Consider the following 16,607-nt stretch of genomic DNA (forward strand, 5'->3'; position numbering starts at 1 on the left):
CGAGGGAACCCGGATGGCAAGGCTCGCGGGTTATAAGAGATTGAATGGGGCCTGTCCAGAGCCGGGTGGCGGGGTATTGTCGAGGCCTAAATGTGATTTGCCAGAAGCAGTTAGCGCTCGCCGTCATCCTGGCCGGAATGGCCGTCGTCCTCGCTCCACTCGTCAGGCGGCTCGATGGCTGGAATCGCGTAAGAACCCTTCAGCCAGCGATTGAGGTCCACATCCGCGCAATGCTTGGAGCAGAAGGGGTGAAAGTCCTGAGACGACTTCTTGCGGCAGATGGGGCAAGGCCTTGGCGTGCGCAGCGGCACGACATTGTGAGGGCGCTCTTCCTTTTTGCCGGAAGTCATTACTGCACCACGCCGACATCGATGCGATCGCGCGGAAAGGCGCTCTCGCCGACGAGTTTCAGCTCGCCCGCCACCTTTGCCTTCAGCCGATCGAGCAGATAGGTGTTCCCGCGCTCGAGCCAATCGATCACCTCGGGCGCGGCGCGCGCGACAATGGCGCGGCCGGGCGAGGCCTGCGCTTCGCTGACGACTTTCCGTAGCAGGTCGTTTGCCACCGTCGCACAGGTTTTGCGACGCGGGCGGCCCGCAGGATAAGCAGGCTCGGTCAGGAGCTTGTTCAGCGGCTCGCGCACGCGCTTTCGCGTCATTTCGACAAGGCCGAATTCGGACATGCCGGAAATCTGCGTCGGCACGCGATCATGGGCAAAGCCGACATTCAGCGCGTCGATCACCCTGGCGATGTTTGCCGGATCGTTCATGTGGATGAAATCGATGACGATGAGGCCGCCCGTGCCGCGCAGTCGGAGCTGATAGACGACTTCGGCGACGGCTTCGAGGTTGATGCTGGCGCTCGTATCCTCAAGGCCGGTCGATGCGGTGTAGCGGCCTGAATTGACGTCGATGGCCGTCAGGGCCTCCGTCGTTTCAATCGTGATCCAGCCGCCCGATTTCAATTCGACGCGCGGTTCCAGCGCCGCTTCGATTTCGCTGTCGATGTCGTAAAGCGCAAAGAGCGGGCCGGGGCCGTTGTAAAGCTGGATGCGGTCGAGCAGTTCGGGCATGGCGCGGCGGCAATAACGCTGCGCTTCGCCAAAGGCCTCGGCATCGTCGATGAGCACGCGCGACGTGTCGGTGCTGACATAGTCGCGGAGCGTCTTCGATACCGGGTCGAGATCGTGAAAGACGACGCAGGGCGGGTTGGAGCGCTTCTCGATCTCGCGCACCTTGCGCCATTCCTCGGCGAGCTGGCGCGCATCGGCGGCGATGTCTTCGACTGTTGCGCCAATGGCTGCCGTGCGGACGATGAAGCCCGCAGGCTCGCCTGTGACGCCCATGGAGCCGAAGCGCGCGACCATTTCCTCAACCAGCGCCGTCAGGCGCTCGCGCTCGGCCTCATCCTCGATGCGGCGCGAGAGAGCAACGCCGGACTGGTTGGGCACAAGCACAAGAAGACGGCCCGGAATGGTGACGTTGGCAGACAGGCGCGCGCCCTTGTCGCCGATCGGGTCTTTCACCGCTTGCACGAGGATCGTCTGGCCTTCGGTGACGCAGGCGCTGATGGGCGGCAGGACATGCTCGTCCAGATGTGTCAGCTCGCAAAGGCAACGCGCCTCGCGCGCGCCGAGAAAGCCTGCGCGCTCCAGTCCGATTTCGACGAAGGCCGCCTGCATGCCGGGCAGCACGCGCTGCACGCGGCCGAGAAAAATATTGCCGAGAAGCGAATGGCCGGCGCGGCCCGTCTTGGCCTTCAGGTCGTCTTCCATGGTGCGCTCAAGAATGAGTTCCACGGGACGTCCGTTTTCGACCACAGCGACGCGCGTCTCGCCCGGGCCGACATTAATCAAAACTTCCTCGGACATGAAAATCCTTGAGCGATCCCGGTTCGCGTCCCCAAGCGTGCGGGTTGCCCCTTCTACTTGTCAGAACCCCTGTAAAAGCAACACTAACACTGTTGTTAGCGCGCTGGGTAGAGCGGGAAGCCGACACCGGACAGCAGGGCCGCCGTCTCAAACAGGGGAAGGCCGACCACGCCAGAATAGCTACCGGTCAGCAAGCGGATGAAGGCCGCCGCATGGCCCTGAATTGCATAGCCGCCCGCCTTGCCCTGCCATTCGCCGAGCGCGATATAGGCATCGCATTCAGTGTCGGAGAGGCGCTTGAAGGTGACGCGGGTTTCGCTGACGCGTTCGCGAAGGCGACCATCGGGCAAGATCAATGCAATCGCCGTATAGACCCGATGCGCCCGCCCGGAAAGAAGCGCGAGGCAGGCGCGGGCATCCGCTTCCGTTTCCGCCTTGGGAAGAATGCGCCGCCCGCAGGCCACCACCGTATCGGCGGCCAGCACCAGCGCATGCGGTTCGAGCGCCGCCACAGCCCTCGCCTTTTCATGCGCAAGACGAAGCGCATGAGGACGCGGCAGCTCGCCTTTCAGCGGCGCCTCATCGAGATCGGCAGCGCGCACGGCGTCAGGGCGCACGCCGATCTGCTCCAGCAGAGCGAGACGGCGCGGCGAGGCGCTGGCAAGGATGAGGTGAGGTTTTTCAGAGGTCATGGCGGAGGGCTGTCTGGGCCGAGCCGGCTTAACGCCACCGACCGATCATTTGAAGCGATAGGTGATCCGCCCCTTGGTCAGATCATAAGGCGTCATTTCGACCAGAACCTTATCGCCCGCAAGGACGCGAATGCGGTTCTTGCGCATTTTGCCCGCCGTATGGGCAATGATTTCGTGATCGTTCTCGAGCTTGACGCGGAACGTCGCGTTCGGGAGCAATTCCGACACGGTGCCCGGAAACTCAAGCAGTTCTTCCTTAGCCATTCAAATTCCTTTGAGATTTGGCGGGAGAATGGTCACAAAGCGGCCCAAAATCAAGGGCGGCGAAGGGGTCTCCCCCTGCGGATCGTGCCAAATCGTTGATTTAGCGCGGAAATCCGGGTGAATGAGCCTAGCCGACGACCTTTTCACATGCCCCGAAGCGCCGTTGCAGCATGTCGCGCAGATCGTCGCGCAGGCGGCGATAGGCTTCCAGCCGCTGTTCGCGCGAGCCGCGCTCGCCTGCGGCAAAGGGGTCCAGCGTCGGCCAGAACTCAATATCGACGGCCTGCCCACGAGTGAGATCCTTGACCCGGGCGCAGGTTTCGGGCGTCAGACAGATCACGAGATCGAAGGAGCCGATGTCGATCGCTTCAAGGTCGAGCGGATGGTCGCCGCTCATGTCGATGCCGATTTCCGACATGACGCTGATAGCGAAGGGGTCGCGGGCCGAAGGCTCCAGCCCGGCGCTGTCGACATAGATCCGCTTGCCGAAGAGGGTTTTCATCAGCGCCTCGGCCATGGGCGAGCGCACCGCGTTCAGATTGCAGGTGAACAGTACCGACCCCGGCAGCGCCTTGCTTGCTGTTGTCGCCTCTCCGCTTGCCACAGCCTCAACCCTTGATATGCAGCACGCAGATCAGCGTGAACAGACGGCGCGAGGTATCGAAGTCCATCTCGACTTTTCCGGCGAGACGTTCTTTCAGCAGCTCGGAGCCTTCGTTATGCAAGCCGCGGCGGCCCATATCGATGGCTTCAATCTGCGCAGGAGCCGCCGTCTTGATGGCGTCGTAATAGCTTTCGCAGATCATGAAATAGTCTTTGATGATCCGGCGGAACGGCGTCAGCGACAGCATGATCTTGCCATGCGGCGTCCCGCCATCCAGGCGGATGTCGAAGACGAGGCGATTTTCCTCGATGGCGAGATGAAGCAGATAGGGGCCGCCATCGCTGCCGATCGGGGCGAAGCTGTTTTCTTCCAGCAGATCGAAGATCGCGACCTTGCGCTCATGTTCGACATCGGGACTGCGGCGCATGACGGTGCGTTCGTCGAGCACCAGCTCGGCGATACGGAACCGCGACTTGCCGTCAGAACTATCCAATATGAAACGCTCGGTTGCTGGCCAGACCAATGACGCGCCACTCTAAGCCGATTTGCAGGGGAGAGGCGAGCCGGGGACTTATTTGTTGAGCCGGATCGATACCGACCGCCCATGCGCCTCCAGCCCCTCGGCCGTGGCGAGCGCCACTGCGGCAGGGCCGATCCGGCCAAGCGAGGCCGCATCGCAACGGACGATGGAGGTCCGTTTCATGAAGTCGAGCACATTGAGGCCGGACGAGAAGCGCGCGCTGCGGGCTGTCGGCAGGACGTGATTGGACCCTGCCACATAGTCGCCCACGGCTTCGGGCGTATAGCGCCCGAGGAAGATCGCGCCCGCATTGGAAATCCGGGCGGCAAGCGGCTCGGGATCATCCAGCGCGATTTCGAGATGCTCTGGCGCCAGACGATCGACGAGCGGCACCGCGTCGTCGAGGTTCCTCACCACGATGACCGCGCCGAAATCGGCCCAGCTTTTGGTCGCGGTGGTTTCGCGCGGCAAAAGCTTGAGCTGGCGTGCGACCGCCTCTTCCACGCTGGTGGCGAAGTCCGCATCGTCGGTGATGAGTATCGACTGCGAGCTTTCGTCATGCTCGGCCTGCGAGAGAAGATCGGCGGCGATCCAGTCGGGATCGTTGTCCTTGTCGGCGACGACCAGAATTTCGGACGGGCCTGCGATCATGTCGATGCCGACAATGCCGAAGACCTGACGCTTCGCGGCGGCGACCCAGGCATTGCCAGGACCGACGATCTTGTCCACGGGTTTGATAGTCGCCGTGCCATAAGCAAGCGCCGCAACCGCTTGCGCGCCGCCGACACGATAGACCTCATCGACGCCTGCAAGACGCGCGGCGGCAAGCACCAGCGGGTTCACCTTGCCGTCTGGCGTCGGCACGACCATGACGACACGCGCAACGCCGGCGACCTTAGCCGGCACGGCATTCATCAGCACGGAGCTTGGATAATTCGCAGTACCGCCCGGCACGTAGAGGCCGACCGCGCCGACCGGCGTCCAGCGATGGCCAAGTTCAACACCGGCCCCATCGATATAGCGGCTGTCTTCGGGCTTCTGGCGCGCGTGATAGGATTCGATCCGCGACTTTGCGAGCTTCAGCGCGTCAAGCGTCGCACTGTCGCAAGCGACGAGCGCTGCATCGAGATCGCGGTCGGGAATGCGCAGATCGGCTGCCGTAAACGATACGCGGTCGAATTTGTTGGTCAGTTCAATGAGCGCGTCATCGCCGCGCGCGCGCACGTCCGCCACGATCTTGACGACCGCATCGTTCACATCGACCGAAGCTTCGCGCTTCGCCCCGAGGAGCGTCTCAAAGGCCTGTTCAAAGCCTTTTTCGCTCGCATCCAACCGTATGGCCATTTGGTGTGTGCTACTTCAAATCGTGATCGGGCAGGTTCGGCGTTTCCCAGACAAGGCCGAGATCCGAGAGATGGGCATCGAGAGCCTCAACCTCAAGCCTGATCTCGCCACCGCCGGAAAAGGTAAGCGTGACAAGGCCCGAAGGCGCGTTCAGTTCGTCGAAGCGGATCGACAGCAGGTTGAGCACGCCGTCGGACCGGTCTTGCGCAATGTTGCGGGCGCGGGCGGCCTGCACATTCTCGAAATGCAGACCCGCGCGGGCGCGCTGATGAGTGCCGGGCAGAGCGCCCTCCTTCTCCCAGCGAAAGCGGTTCACGACCATCGCGAAGCGGCGCGCATGGGGCAGAAAGACAAGATCGCGCACCTGCGTCACCGCGTCCTGCAGGCAGGTCGAGATGACTTCAAGGTCGGTCGCATCTTCGGCGCTGAGGCGCAAGTCCTTCATCAGTTCGCTTTCCGTCTCTGTCTCAGGCCTTGGCGCGCCAGATTTCAGCGCCACAGGCGCTCAGCTTTTCTTCCAGGCGGTCGAAACCGCGATCGAGATGATAGACGCGATTGATCGTCGTTTCACCTTCCGCAGCCAGCGCCGCGATGACGAGGGCAGCGGAGGCGCGCAGATCGCTCGCCATGACGGGCGCCGCCGTCAGCCGTTCGACGCCATGCACCAGCGCCTTGTCGCCGTGAAGCGAGATGTTCGCGCCGAAGCGGGCAAGCTCCTGCACATGCATGAAGCGGTTCTCGAAGATCGTCTCGGTGACTTCGGACTCGCCTTCCGCCGTCGTCATCAGCGCCATGAACTGGGCCTGAAGATCGGTCGGGAAGCCGGGAAAGACCTGCGTGACAATATCGGTGGCCTGCAGCCGCTCGCCATTGCGCGTGATGCGAACCTGCCCCTGATGGGCATCGACGCCGACGCCTGCCGCACGCAGCACGGAAAGCGCGGACTCGAAGGTTTCAGCCTCGACGCCATCAAGCGTGACATCGCCGCCTGCCATAGCCGCCGCAATCGCATAGGTGCCGGCTTCGATGCGGTCGGCGACGACGTGATGCGTCGCACCGTGAAGCCGCTCGACGCCTTCGATGCGCAGCGTCGATGTGCCGATGCCTTCGATCTTCGCGCCCATGGCGACGAGGCAGCGGGCCACATCGCTGATTTCAGGTTCGCGGGCGGCGTTTTCGAGCACGGTTTCGCCATCAGCAAGTGTCGCGGCCATGAGCAGCGTGTGGGTCGCGCCGACGGAGACGATGGGCGAGCGGATGACCGCGCCCTTCAGCCCGTCCGGCGCCTTGGCCAGAACGTAGCCTTCGACCAGATCGATCTCGGCACCCATTTTCTGGAGGCCCTTCAGATAGAGATCGACCGGGCGCGCGCCGATGGCGCAGCCGCCGGGCAGCGAAACCTTTGCGGTCCGGCAGCGCGCGAGCAGCGGGCCGAGAACCCAGAAGGTCGCGCGAATCTGCGAGACGATTTCATAGGGCGCGAGCGTCGAGACGATTTCCGGCGTGGTCAGCGCCAGCGTATCGCCGTGCGGACCTTCGCTGCGCTGAACATCCGTGCCGAGGACGCCAAGCAGCTTGCCCAATGTTCGCACATCGGTCAGACGGGGAATATTCGTCAGTTTCAGCGTTTCGTCGGTCAGAAGCGCCGCGATCATCAACGGCAAGGCGGCATTTTTCGCGCCGCTGATCGGAATGATGCCGTTCAGCCGATGGCCGCCGCGAATGTGAATCTTGTCCATGGAAACGTCCGGTCGAGGCCCCGGAGAGCCGTTAAAGGCCCGCCGGGTGCGGGTTTCCCGGATTTATAAGGAACGAGAGGGCGAGAGTCACGGGGGATGCCCGATTCGCCCGCGCCTGCCCCTCTGGCGGGGCATGGCGATTATTTGTCTTTGGGGCTCTTTTCAGAGCCGCTTCCGGCCTCGCCCTGCGCTTTGGCCTGAGCCTTGCGCTTGCGCAGATTGGCACGCAATGCCTCAGCTTGCCGGGCCTCGCGGGCCTGGTTAGCGCGCGCGGGACCCTGTCCGGGCTGGCGGCGGCTGCTATTGTCGTCAGGCTTGTCTTTAATACGACCAGGACCGGCCATGGCTTCACCAAGAGCTTAAGGTTACGAACTTCCCCGCATATGTACCACGGGGGGCCGGTCGTCAACAAAGGTCGTCGGAAGAGGCATGGCCCGCCTATTCCCGGTTGCACCAGAAGCGGCCCTGTGGCAACTTCCGCCCGCTTTCGTCGCCCTCAGGCCGGAAGCGCGGAGGCCCATGTAGCTCAGTGGTAGAGCACACCATTGGTAATGGTGAGGTCGAGTGTTCAATCCACTCCGTGGGCACCACAACTTTCCCAGTTTTGCTGGCGTTTTTAGCCACCTGCCTAAATGCCGCACAAAGGCATATGGGTCAGACGTGTCCTCTCAAGGCCAGAACAGGACGTGAATCTGGGGGAAAATTGGGGGAAGATTTTTGCGATCTGTTCGCATAGCATTTTCCAATGCTCGACTACGGCTATTCGGTGGCCATCCAATGCGGCTGCGATCGTAGAGTCGTTGAAATGCCGTCCGCACGTCCTCAAGCGGATAATCCCTCGCCTCAAGGTCGGGAGAGGCGGCGGCGCGTCCATCATGCACGCTGGCGGCTGCCAATGGCTGGCAGGAGTTTGCTTTCCAAGAATAATTATCGAATTTCTCGACTACCGCTGAGCACTTCGCTTATCGGGACAAACTCTGTCGCGCTTCGCAAGGTGTCGAGGCGGTAACCATTGCCGGTCTTGACAGCGCAAACAGCATCAAGAGTAAATTGGTAGCCAATGACTTTGTTAAAATCCGTATGAAGATATTCACCTAAACCCGCGCCTGCAAAAAGATGATGCGGATAGGTATAAGACCACCAAAAGTTAGTGCCCTTCGCCGCATCCATTTGGACAGCAGCGAGCAACCTGAAAACAGCTGGGTTGATTGGGGGCAAGTCAGTGGATGATGAGTGCGGCAAAAGGCATCGATCGGCAATTTTTCGATCCCCAGGGAATTGGGCAGTCCCGAAGCCAGTCGTCGGGAAAAAAAATTTCCGAACTTCCCCTGCCTCAAAGGCCGTAGCCATCGTTAGAGAGTATGAGTAAAAGCGGAAGGCCTCGGGCGGCACGGGAATACGCTCACCATTGTCCGTGATCGCTTGGATTGTCAGGTGATTGACTGCGGGTGTGTCGTACCATCCGGCCATGAATATCGAAAAACCTGCCGGGGCATCAATCACGAGAACAGTCATCAACAAACGTAAGGCAACCGACGGACTGGTCTTTATACTCGCAATGGCAACAGCGAGTGTCACATTCAGGATGATCCATATCCAGAATACGATACCCGTCAGCACCGCAACACCCACGTGCCACAAATCAAGCAGCAAAATGAATGGCGCCAATAAAGGCTTAAACCAAAGCACCACAATAGATGATAGCTGCAGCCCAAATGTCAGAGCGTTAGACACAAGGTCAAAGTTCATCCACTGGCCAAAAATCCATTGATTAACTGCCGGCCAATGCGCAAGTGGAAGAACACCAAGGACATCTCCGCTTGAGAGCAGGTAATAGGTCGGGTTTGTTAAAATCCAATCTCCCGAACCGCTACCTAAATTCCACTTCCGCAAGGATGAGTGAAAATAGTTGGAGAATTGGAGCGCGACGGCCAGCAACACGATATTGTTGAAAACGACCGATTTTATGCCGCTTCCAAATTTGCCTTCGGCTCCATATCGAGTCCGAATAGAATGATGCGCTGACGTCACGAGATAGTAGAAAAGCGCAAGTAGAAGCAACATCATGAGGGTTCCGGCCAGCGTCTTTTCTTCGCCATGGCCGAGCACGAATCCATAGTGCCGCTCTATTTCCTCTCGATACCAGAACCCGACGCATGCGGTATAAAAACCGAAAGTCGGTCGTCGCCATGCGAAAGCAGCAAAGACAAGACCGGCGATCGGACCGACCATAAGATGGTGGAAAGCAACGGGCTGGGAGACCGTCACTTCAAAATCTATGGGGAAGCTTCGAAGAAATGCAAAACCGGCCAGAACAATTGTGAAAGTACGACAAACCCATAAAAAGGGGCGTGGCAGTTTTTCTGCCGTAAGTCTCCAACCACCCAAAGCCAACAGCATCACCGTCGCAATCCGCCAAAAATCATTTGGCGAACCCGTGCTGATGGTCAGCGCATCTATAGGGTTGAGCGCTAGAATTAAAACTAAACCCAAAGCAAGAATGGGCACACCATCGGCAACTGCGTGGCTGAAAAAGGCATGAATCTTGATAGTAGTGCGAAGTAACCACGGCGGAAGGTCAACCCGACGTTGACGCGTCCACGCCTTGATGGTTCCCAACGGTAAAATGATCGCGACGATTAGGAACCAAAAACTGGGCGCGGGCTTTACCTGAAAAGAATATGAGCGCCCATTTGTGCGAGGATCAGAGCGATCCGATGACGAAAAAATAAGAGCCTGACCCCAATGAGAAAATCTACCACGGCCATCCATTGAAATATCGACGTGTAGCGAGTGCGCAGGACCAAGGTTTTTCCCGTCCTCGAATAGCTGGAGATTCGATGCCGCTCCTTTCGATACCGTATCGGTTACAAAGACCACGAACGGCCCGAGGTAGGAATGAGGAACGGGCGCCGAGAATGCGTCGCCGCCAACATGACCTATCTCCTGGCTCTTAACCGAACCACGATAGATCGGAGAAAATATTGAAAAATAAGCAACCATCAGCAGTGGCAAACAGCTTAACAAAATGGTGCTGATGATAAGCAGATTAATTCTGCCCGCAGCACCATGCACGTTCGCTAATCGGTCAAATAATGAATATCTCATTGGCCTATGGAATGACTCGCCTACCTAGGACCAACAAAACCACCCTTCGGCCAAAGACCAGCACAGGGTAAAGGAATCTAGAAACAGCTGGCTGTCTAAAAATAAAGCCATTCATTCTGTTAAACGTCGACGAACGAGAAGACAAGAACGCCAGTACGGACATCGCCGCGTGACCACTATAGGTGGCATCATCAATTTCGACGATCATACTGTCATTGATTTCCATACCTCGGCGCCGAAAATCTGAGACCAAAGCGGGCTCCATTCGAGCGTCAACGATATCTACATTGTCTGTAATGCTATCACGAATGCGCCATAGGCGCATGAAACCCGCACAGAACGGGCATTGCCCGTCATAGATCACGCGAATTCGGCCTATCGGCTTATTCTTCGACATTGCGCAAAGCTATCGCAATCGTTCATCAGGTTAAAGAGCTTATGAGCCAAAAGTCGTGACCCAAGGGGCCTAGGGGGTCGATATACGGTTGCGACACAGCCCGCGCGTAGGCTTGGCAGGCGTTGATCGTCGCCTGGTCTTGATTTATTTCGGCTCTGAGATCGTAATAAGCCGATCGAGCGCTTGCAGCGAGTTCGACGGTGTTGTCATCGCTGCCGCTGGTGGTGCCGGGATGACCGGGCAGGCTGGCGGCGGCAACTGCGATGCGCAGCTTGCGAGCACCGCTGTCAACGTCAGCACGCAATTTATCTTCAACCAATTTAGCATCCTGAATTTCCTTTTGAACCAACTCGCCGCTTCGGCGTTGTGTATGCAGGATCGCGCATAGCCGGTCCGCCAACAAACCGGAGTTGCATTCCATGAAGTCAGTAATTTCTGGCGCGCTTGTCGCTGCCATGATGAGTACGGTCGCGATCAGTTCGGGCGCCTTTGCAGCAGATATCAAGGCCCAGCCCATCGTGCCCCTGACCTTCGATATGTCCCAGCTTCAACAGGCCTATCGCGCGTCGAAGATCATCGGCGTCACCGTGGTCAATGAAGCGGATGAAACGGTCGGCTCGATCGACGATCTTCTGATCAATCGCAATGACAATGTGCCCTATGCGGTTCTGTCGGTCGGCGGCTTTCTGGGCGTCGGCAATAAATTCGTAGCCGTTCCCTACAAATCGCTCCACATCGTCAAGGACAAGATCGTCTTGCCGGGCGGTTCGAAGGACGCGCTGAAGCAGCTTCCCGAGTTCAAGTATCAGTAAGCGCGAACAATAAGCGTTCCTGCCCCGCAACGCTGATGGCTCGGCAGTTCATGCCCCATCGCGTCCGGATGAATTTCTGGGTCGGCTGGATTTCTGAGACCCTGCAATCATTAAAGAAAATATCCGCCTAGAGACGAATTAGCACCGACATCTATTCATTCGACAATTTCAGAGGGTTTCCATGGCTTACAATCAGAATGACGCAGGCAGCAACAACACGCTCTATTTCATCGTCGGCGGCATTGTTATCGCTGCAGTGATTTTGGGCGGCATGTTCTTCACGGGCCGTCTCGGCAATCCGGCCACGCCGCAAAACGTGACGATTGACGCACCGGCTGGTGCGCGTGGCCCCGCCGGGCCGCAAGGCACTTCGGGCAATACTGGCGAGACCGGCAGCACCGGCGACACGGGAGCGACAGGCGCGACCGGGGCAACCGGCGATCAGGGCGACACCGGCGCGTCGGGCGGCGACACCACGGTTATCGTGAAGCCTTAATATTCACGGATGAACGACGGCAGGCGGAGCGGAGAGCACAAAGCCCCCGCCCCGCCTGCCGGTTTCAATCGCGGCGCGTGCAATGCATGCAGGCCCACGCGATGCGAAACCTCGCCACCGGCAGCGGCATTCCATCAACTGTCGGTGCGCTCAATATGATCTCCCCCCTTCGCGCATTGACCGTGGAGTGTCGGCGGAGCGCGAAGGGGATTCAAGGCAGAGCTAGCGAATCGGAATCACCACGTTGAGCGACGGCACCCCGTAATAAACAGGCGGAGGCGGCGGCGCGTAGTAAACCGGCGGAGGTGCGTAATAGACAGGCGGCGGGGGATAGTAGCCCGGCGCCCAATAGCCGCGCACCGGCGCATAGCGATGATAATGGCGATGCTCCCAGCGCTCATAACGGCCGTGATGGCCACGATCCCAGCGGTCGGCAAAAGCGGGCGTCACGAGGGCGCCCGAGAGCAAAGCCGAAACCGCAAGAGCGCCCAGCAGCGCCTTTTTTCCGATATTTTTCACGGATCGATCGGAGCTGTTTTTCATTTTTTGAATCCTCCTCTATCCGTACCCCTTCAAGAGCGACGGCCTGGTTCGACGGTCAGCCGTCAATTCGTACCAGCCGAGATGTAGGTTCGCTTCCTGGCGAAAAAGCGGCATAATTTGGCGCAATCTCGGGCAACCCCACACAACTGCTCAACGCGACGCGGTTCGTATGAGCCGGAATAAACATAATGAGCGGTGACTTCTGGCGTCTGATCGAAAGTTCGCAAAACGCGCATGCCAAGCGCTGGAACGATCTGCATGATTCGCGCGGCATAAAAAAACATGGCGAGTTCCTGCTCGCCGGGCGCAAGGCGGTTCCCGAAGCGCTGCGGCTGCATCCCGATCGTTTTCAGGCCGTGCTCGTTTGCGAGCCCAAGGATGTTTCCGAGCTTGAACTGCCTGCGGGCATCGATCGCTTCCGCCTGACGCGCTCGCTTTTCGACAAGCTCGATATTTCCGGCACGAATTTTCCATTGCTTGTCGGCAAGGCCCCTGCCCTTGCCCGCGCCGACCTTGCTGCCGCGCCGCAAGGGCTTGAACTGATCTGCGCGCTGGGCGACCCGAGCAATCTCGGCGCGCTTTTCAGAAGTGCGGCGGCCTTCGGCGCGCGGCGTATCGTGCTGATGGAAGAGGCGGCGCATCCGTTTCATCCCAAAACATTGCGTGCTGCCGCCAATGCGCAGTTCGAGCTGGAACTCATGCGCGGCCCGTCATGGGCGGAGATCGGCAATGCAGCGGGGCCGCTCGTCGCGCTTGATGGCGGCGGCGAGGACATATCGCAGTTTCACTGGCCGAAAAATCTGCGGCTCATTCTCGGCGAAGAAGGGCTTGGCGTGCCGGCGGGTCTGAAGGCACAGCGGCTTGCGATCCCGACCACCGGCGCCGTCGAGTCGCTCAATGCGACGGTCGCGGCAAGCCTTGCGCTTTACGCCCATTATCTTTCGGCGCGATGAGCTTTCATTTCGGCGAGCGCATCGAGAGCGCGGAGGCGCGCAGCGGCGTGATCGACAATCGGTAACGGATAGGTTTTTCCAAGCACGACGCCCGCTTCTGCAAGCACCGAGGCCGGTGCGCTCCACGGCATGTGAATAAAACGCGCATCCAGTCGTTCAAGTTCGGGCAGATGAGTGCGCACATAGTCGCCATCGGGATCGAATTTCTCGCCCTGCGTCACCGGATTGAAAATGCGGAAGAAAGGCGAAGCATCCGCGCCTGACCCCGCGACCCATTGCCAGCCGCCGCGATTATTCGCGAGATCGGCATCGACCAGAGTGTCCTCGAACCACGCGGCACCGCGACGCCAATTGATCAGCAGATCCTTGATGAGAAACGATGCGACGATCATGCGCACACGATTATGCATCGTGCCCGTGCGCCAAAGCTCGCGCATGCCCGCATCGACAATCGGATAGCCGGTGCGCCCGCGCGTCCAGGCACGAAACAGCGTTTCGTCGTTCTGCCACGGGAAGTTTTCATATTCCGGCTTCCAGCTATGCTCGACGATATCCGGCCAGTGATAAAGAAGATGGGCTGAGAAATCGCGCCAGCCCAGTTGGCGCTGAAAGGCGGCAATGCCCGACGCCGTGGCCGGTTGTGCCTCGGCGCGCATGGCGGCGGCGTGCCAAATCTGGCGCGGTGAAATTTCACCCCAATGGAGATGCGGAGCAAGACGCGACGTTGCCGCTTCGCCGGGAAAGTCGCGCCTGTCCTTGTATTCGCCTGCGCTGTCATCGAGAAAATCCGCAAGGCGCGTTGCGGCCGCCCGCTCGCCCGGCGTCCAGACGGCGCGCAAGCCGCCCGCCCAATCGGGTTTCCCGGGCCGAAGATTCCAGTTCGCGAGATCGTCGGAGGGAATGGCGGGCCCTGCTTTCAGCGCGAGCGGTGCGGGGAGCGATGCAGCGAAGGGCGCGTGGCCAAGCAATGCGCGCCAGAAAGGCGTGAAGACCTTGTAGGCCTCGCCTGCGAGATTTTTTATCTGCCACGGCTCGGCAAGCAGAGAGCCGTTGAAGCTTTGCACATCGACGCCTTGCCCGGTGAGCATGGCCTTCAAATGCTTGTCGCGGGCGATGGCGCGAGGCTCGTAGCAACGGTTCCAGCGGATAGCGCGCGCGCCTGTTTCACGAAGCAGCGCCGGGATGACGTCCGACGCCGCGCCCTGACGCAGGATCAGCGGCGCGCCGAGGCGGGCAAGATCGCGCGTCAGCGCCTCAAGACTTCCATGCAGCCACCAGTGCGATGCACCGCCGAGCAACATGCCCGGCTCAAGCACGTAGACCGGCACGACCGGCTCGCCCGAAGCGATGGCAGAGGCAAGTGCCGGGTTGTCTGCAAGGCGCAGATCCTGACGGAACCAGACAATGACGGACATGCAAAACCTTGGGCGGAGAGGGACACTCTCGTTACGCAGGCCGCGCTGTCGCGGATCAGTTCCCGCATCTTATGCAGCGTCTCGCGGAAAACCTTCCGGGCTGATACGATTTTCATATGGCACAGTATGAAAACAGCTCCATCGACAAGGCGCTGGCGCTGATCGAGCGTTTGTCTCGCGAGCGGCGGCCGATGAACCTTGCCGAGATTGCCCGCGCCGAGGATATGCATCGCTCCACCGCCTTCGGCCATCTCGCCGTGCTGACGCGTCATGGCTATGTGCGCAAGGACCCGCAAGACGGGCGCTATACGCTCGGCCACAAGATCTTCCGCGTCGCCGACCGCATCACGCTTTTCGCGACCCTGATCCATGCCGTGCGCGGCATGGTGCTGCGGGCGAGCACCGCCCTTGGCGAGCGGGTTTATCTCGGCACGCTCGACGGGGCGCAGGTGATCGCCATCGACCCGGAGCGCGCTGTCGATTTCGGGCAGGAAACCTGGATGAAGCTGCCGCGTATCGACGCGCATGCATGCGGCGCGGGACAGGTGTTGCTCGCCTATCGCGAGCGCGCTTTCGTGCAATCGCTTTATCGCGATCACCCGCCTGCCGCACTGACATCAAAAACGCCGCGAAGCCTGCGCGCGCTGTTCGATCTTTCGGAGCGCATTCTCGTCGAAGGCTACCGCTACGAGCAGGGCGAATTCGACGCTGCGACCGCGACGCTGGCCTTGCCTGTCTTTGCCAATCCCGGCCTCTCCCGGCTGGCGCTGGCGATCACCGGCCCGTCAAATCGACTGTCCGAAGCGAGAGCCAAAGAGGCGCTGCCGACCTTGCTGGCTTTGGCGAGCGAGATCGGAAAACAGATGCGCGACCCCGAGGAAGGCATCTAAATGGCGGATTTCCGCCATTTATTGTGTTTTCCATTTTCAAACAAAGTGCCGATTGACGTTGGGGAATTACCCATCCCTACCCCACATTATCCATAGAGGGCTGGCGCCGGTGCGGCGAGGGCTGGAGGATTATTGGCGCAGCAAACTCGCGCCATGCTGGAGGAGCAACGATGACCCACATTACAAAAGACGCCGCCTATGACGCGGTAGCGCCCGACGACTTCCCCGCCATGATGGAAGTCGACCGCTATAACAATCGCTCGACGGCGTTCGACAAGATCATCTCGGCGACCCATGACCATTTCTGGGACCCGCTCGACAAGAAGTACATCGACTTCGACCAGCCCTTCGACATGAGCACGACGCCGATTATTCCATTCCATCAGGTGCTTGAATTGCAACTGCCGCTGGCGGACCGGCTGACAGAGCAGCAGAAGATCGACTTCGCCAATGAAAGCACGCGCTGGTCGCTCTCCTCGATCCTCCACGGCGAAGCTGGCGCGCTCGCGCTGTCGGCATCGCTCTGCCACATTCTGAAAGATCCGGGCGCGCAGGAATATGCGGCGAACCAGACGCGCGAAGAAGCGCGCCATGTCACGGGCTTTTCAAAATATATTCAGGCGCGCTGGGGCAAGCCTTTCCCCGTCGGCCCGACGCTCGGCAATCTGCTGACCGAAATGGTTCTCGCGCCGGAGGTCTACAAGAAGATCGTCGGCATGCAGATGCTGGTCGAAGGCCTTGCGATGGGCGCTTTCGCTTCGCTCTACACCCATTCGAACGATCCGCTGCTGAAGCATCTCTGCCAGCTCGTGATGACGGACGAAGCCTTCCACCACAAGGTCGGCAAGATCTGGGCCGACCGCACGGTCCCCCAGCTTCCTGAAGCCGAACGCGACATGATCGAGGATTGGGCGCTCGAAGTCTTCATGACGCTGCTGCGCAACTCCACGGGGCCTGAGC

The 16,607-nt window shown here is 59.9% G+C and carries 20 protein-coding genes and 1 tRNA gene; 6 read left to right on the plus strand and 15 right to left on the minus strand.

Translation table 11 applies throughout. From position 1 onward, the window contains the following. Window positions 1-110: 110 nt before the first annotated feature. The 10 genes from yacG to WA943_RS00970 form a co-directional block, all read right to left on the minus strand. Window positions 111-350: a DNA gyrase inhibitor YacG gene (yacG, locus tag WA943_RS00925; RefSeq protein WP_424467767.1), complete on the minus strand. Its 240-nt coding sequence runs from the start codon at window positions 348-350 to the stop codon at window positions 111-113. Then, complete coding sequence (locus tag WA943_RS00930) at window positions 350-1,870, minus strand: Rne/Rng family ribonuclease (RefSeq protein ID WP_424467769.1); 1,521 nt, start codon at window positions 1,868-1,870, stop codon at window positions 350-352. Before WA943_RS00930 ends, yacG begins: the two co-directional genes overlap by 1 nt. A 95-nt stretch (window positions 1,871-1,965) precedes the next feature. After that, window positions 1,966-2,562 (minus strand): Maf family protein, encoded by a 597-nt coding sequence (locus WA943_RS00935; protein WP_424467771.1) that lies wholly within the window; start codon window positions 2,560-2,562, stop codon window positions 1,966-1,968. A 45-nt stretch (window positions 2,563-2,607) separates the two neighbouring features. Next, on the minus strand, window positions 2,608-2,826 hold the full coding sequence (gene infA, locus WA943_RS00940; protein ID WP_004617696.1) for a translation initiation factor IF-1: 219 nt from the start codon (window positions 2,824-2,826) through the stop codon (window positions 2,608-2,610). Between the two features lie 127 nt (window positions 2,827-2,953). Then, on the minus strand, window positions 2,954-3,430 hold the full coding sequence (locus tag WA943_RS00945) for a hypothetical protein (protein WP_424467775.1): 477 nt from the start codon (window positions 3,428-3,430) through the stop codon (window positions 2,954-2,956). 4 nt (window positions 3,431-3,434) lie between these two features. Then, window positions 3,435-3,926, minus strand: coding sequence for a UPF0262 family protein (locus WA943_RS00950; protein WP_424467804.1), 492 nt, complete (start codon window positions 3,924-3,926; stop codon window positions 3,435-3,437). 75 nt (window positions 3,927-4,001) lie between these two features. Then, window positions 4,002-5,294: a histidinol dehydrogenase gene (gene hisD / locus WA943_RS00955; protein ID WP_424467777.1), complete on the minus strand. Its 1,293-nt coding sequence runs from the start codon at window positions 5,292-5,294 to the stop codon at window positions 4,002-4,004. A gap of 10 nt (window positions 5,295-5,304) precedes the next feature. Then, window positions 5,305-5,739: a DUF2948 family protein gene (locus tag WA943_RS00960; RefSeq protein WP_424467779.1), complete on the minus strand. Its 435-nt coding sequence runs from the start codon at window positions 5,737-5,739 to the stop codon at window positions 5,305-5,307. A gap of 22 nt (window positions 5,740-5,761) precedes the next feature. After that, on the minus strand, window positions 5,762-7,033 hold the full coding sequence (gene murA / locus WA943_RS00965) for a UDP-N-acetylglucosamine 1-carboxyvinyltransferase (protein WP_424467781.1): 1,272 nt from the start codon (window positions 7,031-7,033) through the stop codon (window positions 5,762-5,764). Between the two features lie 140 nt (window positions 7,034-7,173). Further along, window positions 7,174-7,377, minus strand: a complete 204-nt coding sequence (locus WA943_RS00970) for a hypothetical protein (protein ID WP_424467783.1) — start codon at window positions 7,375-7,377, stop codon at window positions 7,174-7,176. 171 nt (window positions 7,378-7,548) lie between these two features. Here WA943_RS00970 and WA943_RS00975 point away from each other — a divergent pair. After that, window positions 7,549-7,623, plus strand: a tRNA-Thr gene (locus WA943_RS00975). Window positions 7,624-7,960: 337 nt separating this feature from the next. Here the strand turns inward: WA943_RS00975 and WA943_RS00980 are convergent. From WA943_RS00980 to WA943_RS00990, 3 genes are read right to left on the minus strand one after another with little or no spacing between them, the layout of a single operon-like run. Continuing rightward, window positions 7,961-10,108: a hypothetical protein gene (locus WA943_RS00980; RefSeq protein WP_424467785.1), complete on the minus strand. Its 2,148-nt coding sequence runs from the start codon at window positions 10,106-10,108 to the stop codon at window positions 7,961-7,963. Between the two features lie 37 nt (window positions 10,109-10,145). After that, entirely contained in the window at window positions 10,146-10,538 is a 393-nt protein-coding gene (locus tag WA943_RS00985; RefSeq protein ID WP_424467787.1) for a DCC1-like thiol-disulfide oxidoreductase family protein, read from the minus strand. A 25-nt stretch (window positions 10,539-10,563) separates the two neighbouring features. Further along, on the minus strand, window positions 10,564-10,959 hold the full coding sequence (locus WA943_RS00990; protein WP_424467789.1) for a lysis system i-spanin subunit Rz: 396 nt from the start codon (window positions 10,957-10,959) through the stop codon (window positions 10,564-10,566). Here WA943_RS00990 and WA943_RS00995 point away from each other — a divergent pair. Both WA943_RS00995 and WA943_RS01000 read left to right on the plus strand, forming a co-directional pair. Next, window positions 10,958-11,350: a PRC-barrel domain-containing protein gene (locus WA943_RS00995; protein ID WP_424467791.1), complete on the plus strand. Its 393-nt coding sequence runs from the start codon at window positions 10,958-10,960 to the stop codon at window positions 11,348-11,350. The genes WA943_RS00990 and WA943_RS00995 overlap by 2 nt on opposite strands. Before the next feature lie 181 nt (window positions 11,351-11,531). Then, window positions 11,532-11,846 (plus strand): hypothetical protein, encoded by a 315-nt coding sequence (locus WA943_RS01000; RefSeq protein WP_424467793.1) that lies wholly within the window; start codon window positions 11,532-11,534, stop codon window positions 11,844-11,846. A 222-nt stretch (window positions 11,847-12,068) separates the two neighbouring features. Here WA943_RS01000 and WA943_RS01005 read toward each other — a convergent pair whose 3' ends face one another. Then, complete coding sequence (locus WA943_RS01005) at window positions 12,069-12,389, minus strand: hypothetical protein (RefSeq protein WP_424467794.1); 321 nt, start codon at window positions 12,387-12,389, stop codon at window positions 12,069-12,071. Between the two features lie 188 nt (window positions 12,390-12,577). Between WA943_RS01005 and WA943_RS01010 the strand changes: the two genes are divergently transcribed. Beyond that, a complete protein-coding gene (locus WA943_RS01010; protein ID WP_424467796.1) occupies window positions 12,578-13,342 on the plus strand; it encodes a TrmH family RNA methyltransferase in 765 nt (254 codons plus the stop codon). Here the strand turns inward: WA943_RS01010 and WA943_RS01015 are convergent. Beyond that, window positions 13,324-14,757: a cryptochrome/photolyase family protein gene (locus tag WA943_RS01015; protein ID WP_424467798.1), complete on the minus strand. Its 1,434-nt coding sequence runs from the start codon at window positions 14,755-14,757 to the stop codon at window positions 13,324-13,326. The two genes, WA943_RS01010 and WA943_RS01015, sit on opposite strands and share 19 nt — an antisense overlap. A 116-nt stretch (window positions 14,758-14,873) precedes the next feature. Between WA943_RS01015 and WA943_RS01020 the strand changes: the two genes are divergently transcribed. Next, window positions 14,874-15,647 (plus strand): IclR family transcriptional regulator, encoded by a 774-nt coding sequence (locus WA943_RS01020; RefSeq protein WP_424467800.1) that lies wholly within the window; start codon window positions 14,874-14,876, stop codon window positions 15,645-15,647. A gap of 170 nt (window positions 15,648-15,817) precedes the next feature. Further along, window positions 15,818-16,607 (plus strand): ferritin-like domain-containing protein (locus WA943_RS01025; protein WP_424467802.1); only part of this gene is annotated, 790 nt, incomplete at its 3' end.

The organism is Parvibaculum sp., from assembly GCF_049651025.1.
In the GTDB taxonomy this organism is placed as follows: domain Bacteria; phylum Pseudomonadota; class Alphaproteobacteria; order Parvibaculales; family Parvibaculaceae; genus Parvibaculum.

Coding starts and splice junctions, on each gene's coding strand:
- WA943_RS00935 (WP_424467771.1), bottom strand. CDS start 2,562: ATGACCTCTGAAAAACCTCACCTCATCCTTGCCAGCGCCTCGCCGCGC.
- murA (WP_424467781.1), bottom strand. CDS start 7,033: ATGGACAAGATTCACATTCGCGGCGGCCATCGGCTGAACGGCATCATT.
- WA943_RS00985 (WP_424467787.1), bottom strand. CDS start 10,538: ATGTCGAAGAATAAGCCGATAGGCCGAATTCGCGTGATCTATGACGGG.
- WA943_RS01005 (WP_424467794.1), bottom strand. CDS start 12,389: ATGAAAAACAGCTCCGATCGATCCGTGAAAAATATCGGAAAAAAGGCG.
- infA (WP_004617696.1), bottom strand. CDS start 2,826: ATGGCTAAGGAAGAACTGCTTGAGTTTCCGGGCACCGTGTCGGAATTG.
- WA943_RS00990 (WP_424467789.1), bottom strand. CDS start 10,959: ATGGAATGCAACTCCGGTTTGTTGGCGGACCGGCTATGCGCGATCCTG.
- WA943_RS01015 (WP_424467798.1), bottom strand. CDS start 14,757: ATGTCCGTCATTGTCTGGTTCCGTCAGGATCTGCGCCTTGCAGACAAC.
- WA943_RS01020 (WP_424467800.1), top strand. CDS start 14,874: ATGGCACAGTATGAAAACAGCTCCATCGACAAGGCGCTGGCGCTGATC.
- WA943_RS00970 (WP_424467783.1), bottom strand. CDS start 7,377: ATGGCCGGTCCTGGTCGTATTAAAGACAAGCCTGACGACAATAGCAGC.
- WA943_RS01010 (WP_424467796.1), top strand. CDS start 12,578: ATGAGCGGTGACTTCTGGCGTCTGATCGAAAGTTCGCAAAACGCGCAT.
- WA943_RS01000 (WP_424467793.1), top strand. CDS start 11,532: ATGGCTTACAATCAGAATGACGCAGGCAGCAACAACACGCTCTATTTC.
- hisD (WP_424467777.1), bottom strand. CDS start 5,294: ATGGCCATACGGTTGGATGCGAGCGAAAAAGGCTTTGAACAGGCCTTT.
- WA943_RS00960 (WP_424467779.1), bottom strand. CDS start 5,739: ATGAAGGACTTGCGCCTCAGCGCCGAAGATGCGACCGACCTTGAAGTC.
- WA943_RS00930 (WP_424467769.1), bottom strand. CDS start 1,870: ATGTCCGAGGAAGTTTTGATTAATGTCGGCCCGGGCGAGACGCGCGTC.
- yacG (WP_424467767.1), bottom strand. CDS start 350: ATGACTTCCGGCAAAAAGGAAGAGCGCCCTCACAATGTCGTGCCGCTG.
- WA943_RS00995 (WP_424467791.1), top strand. CDS start 10,958: ATGAAGTCAGTAATTTCTGGCGCGCTTGTCGCTGCCATGATGAGTACG.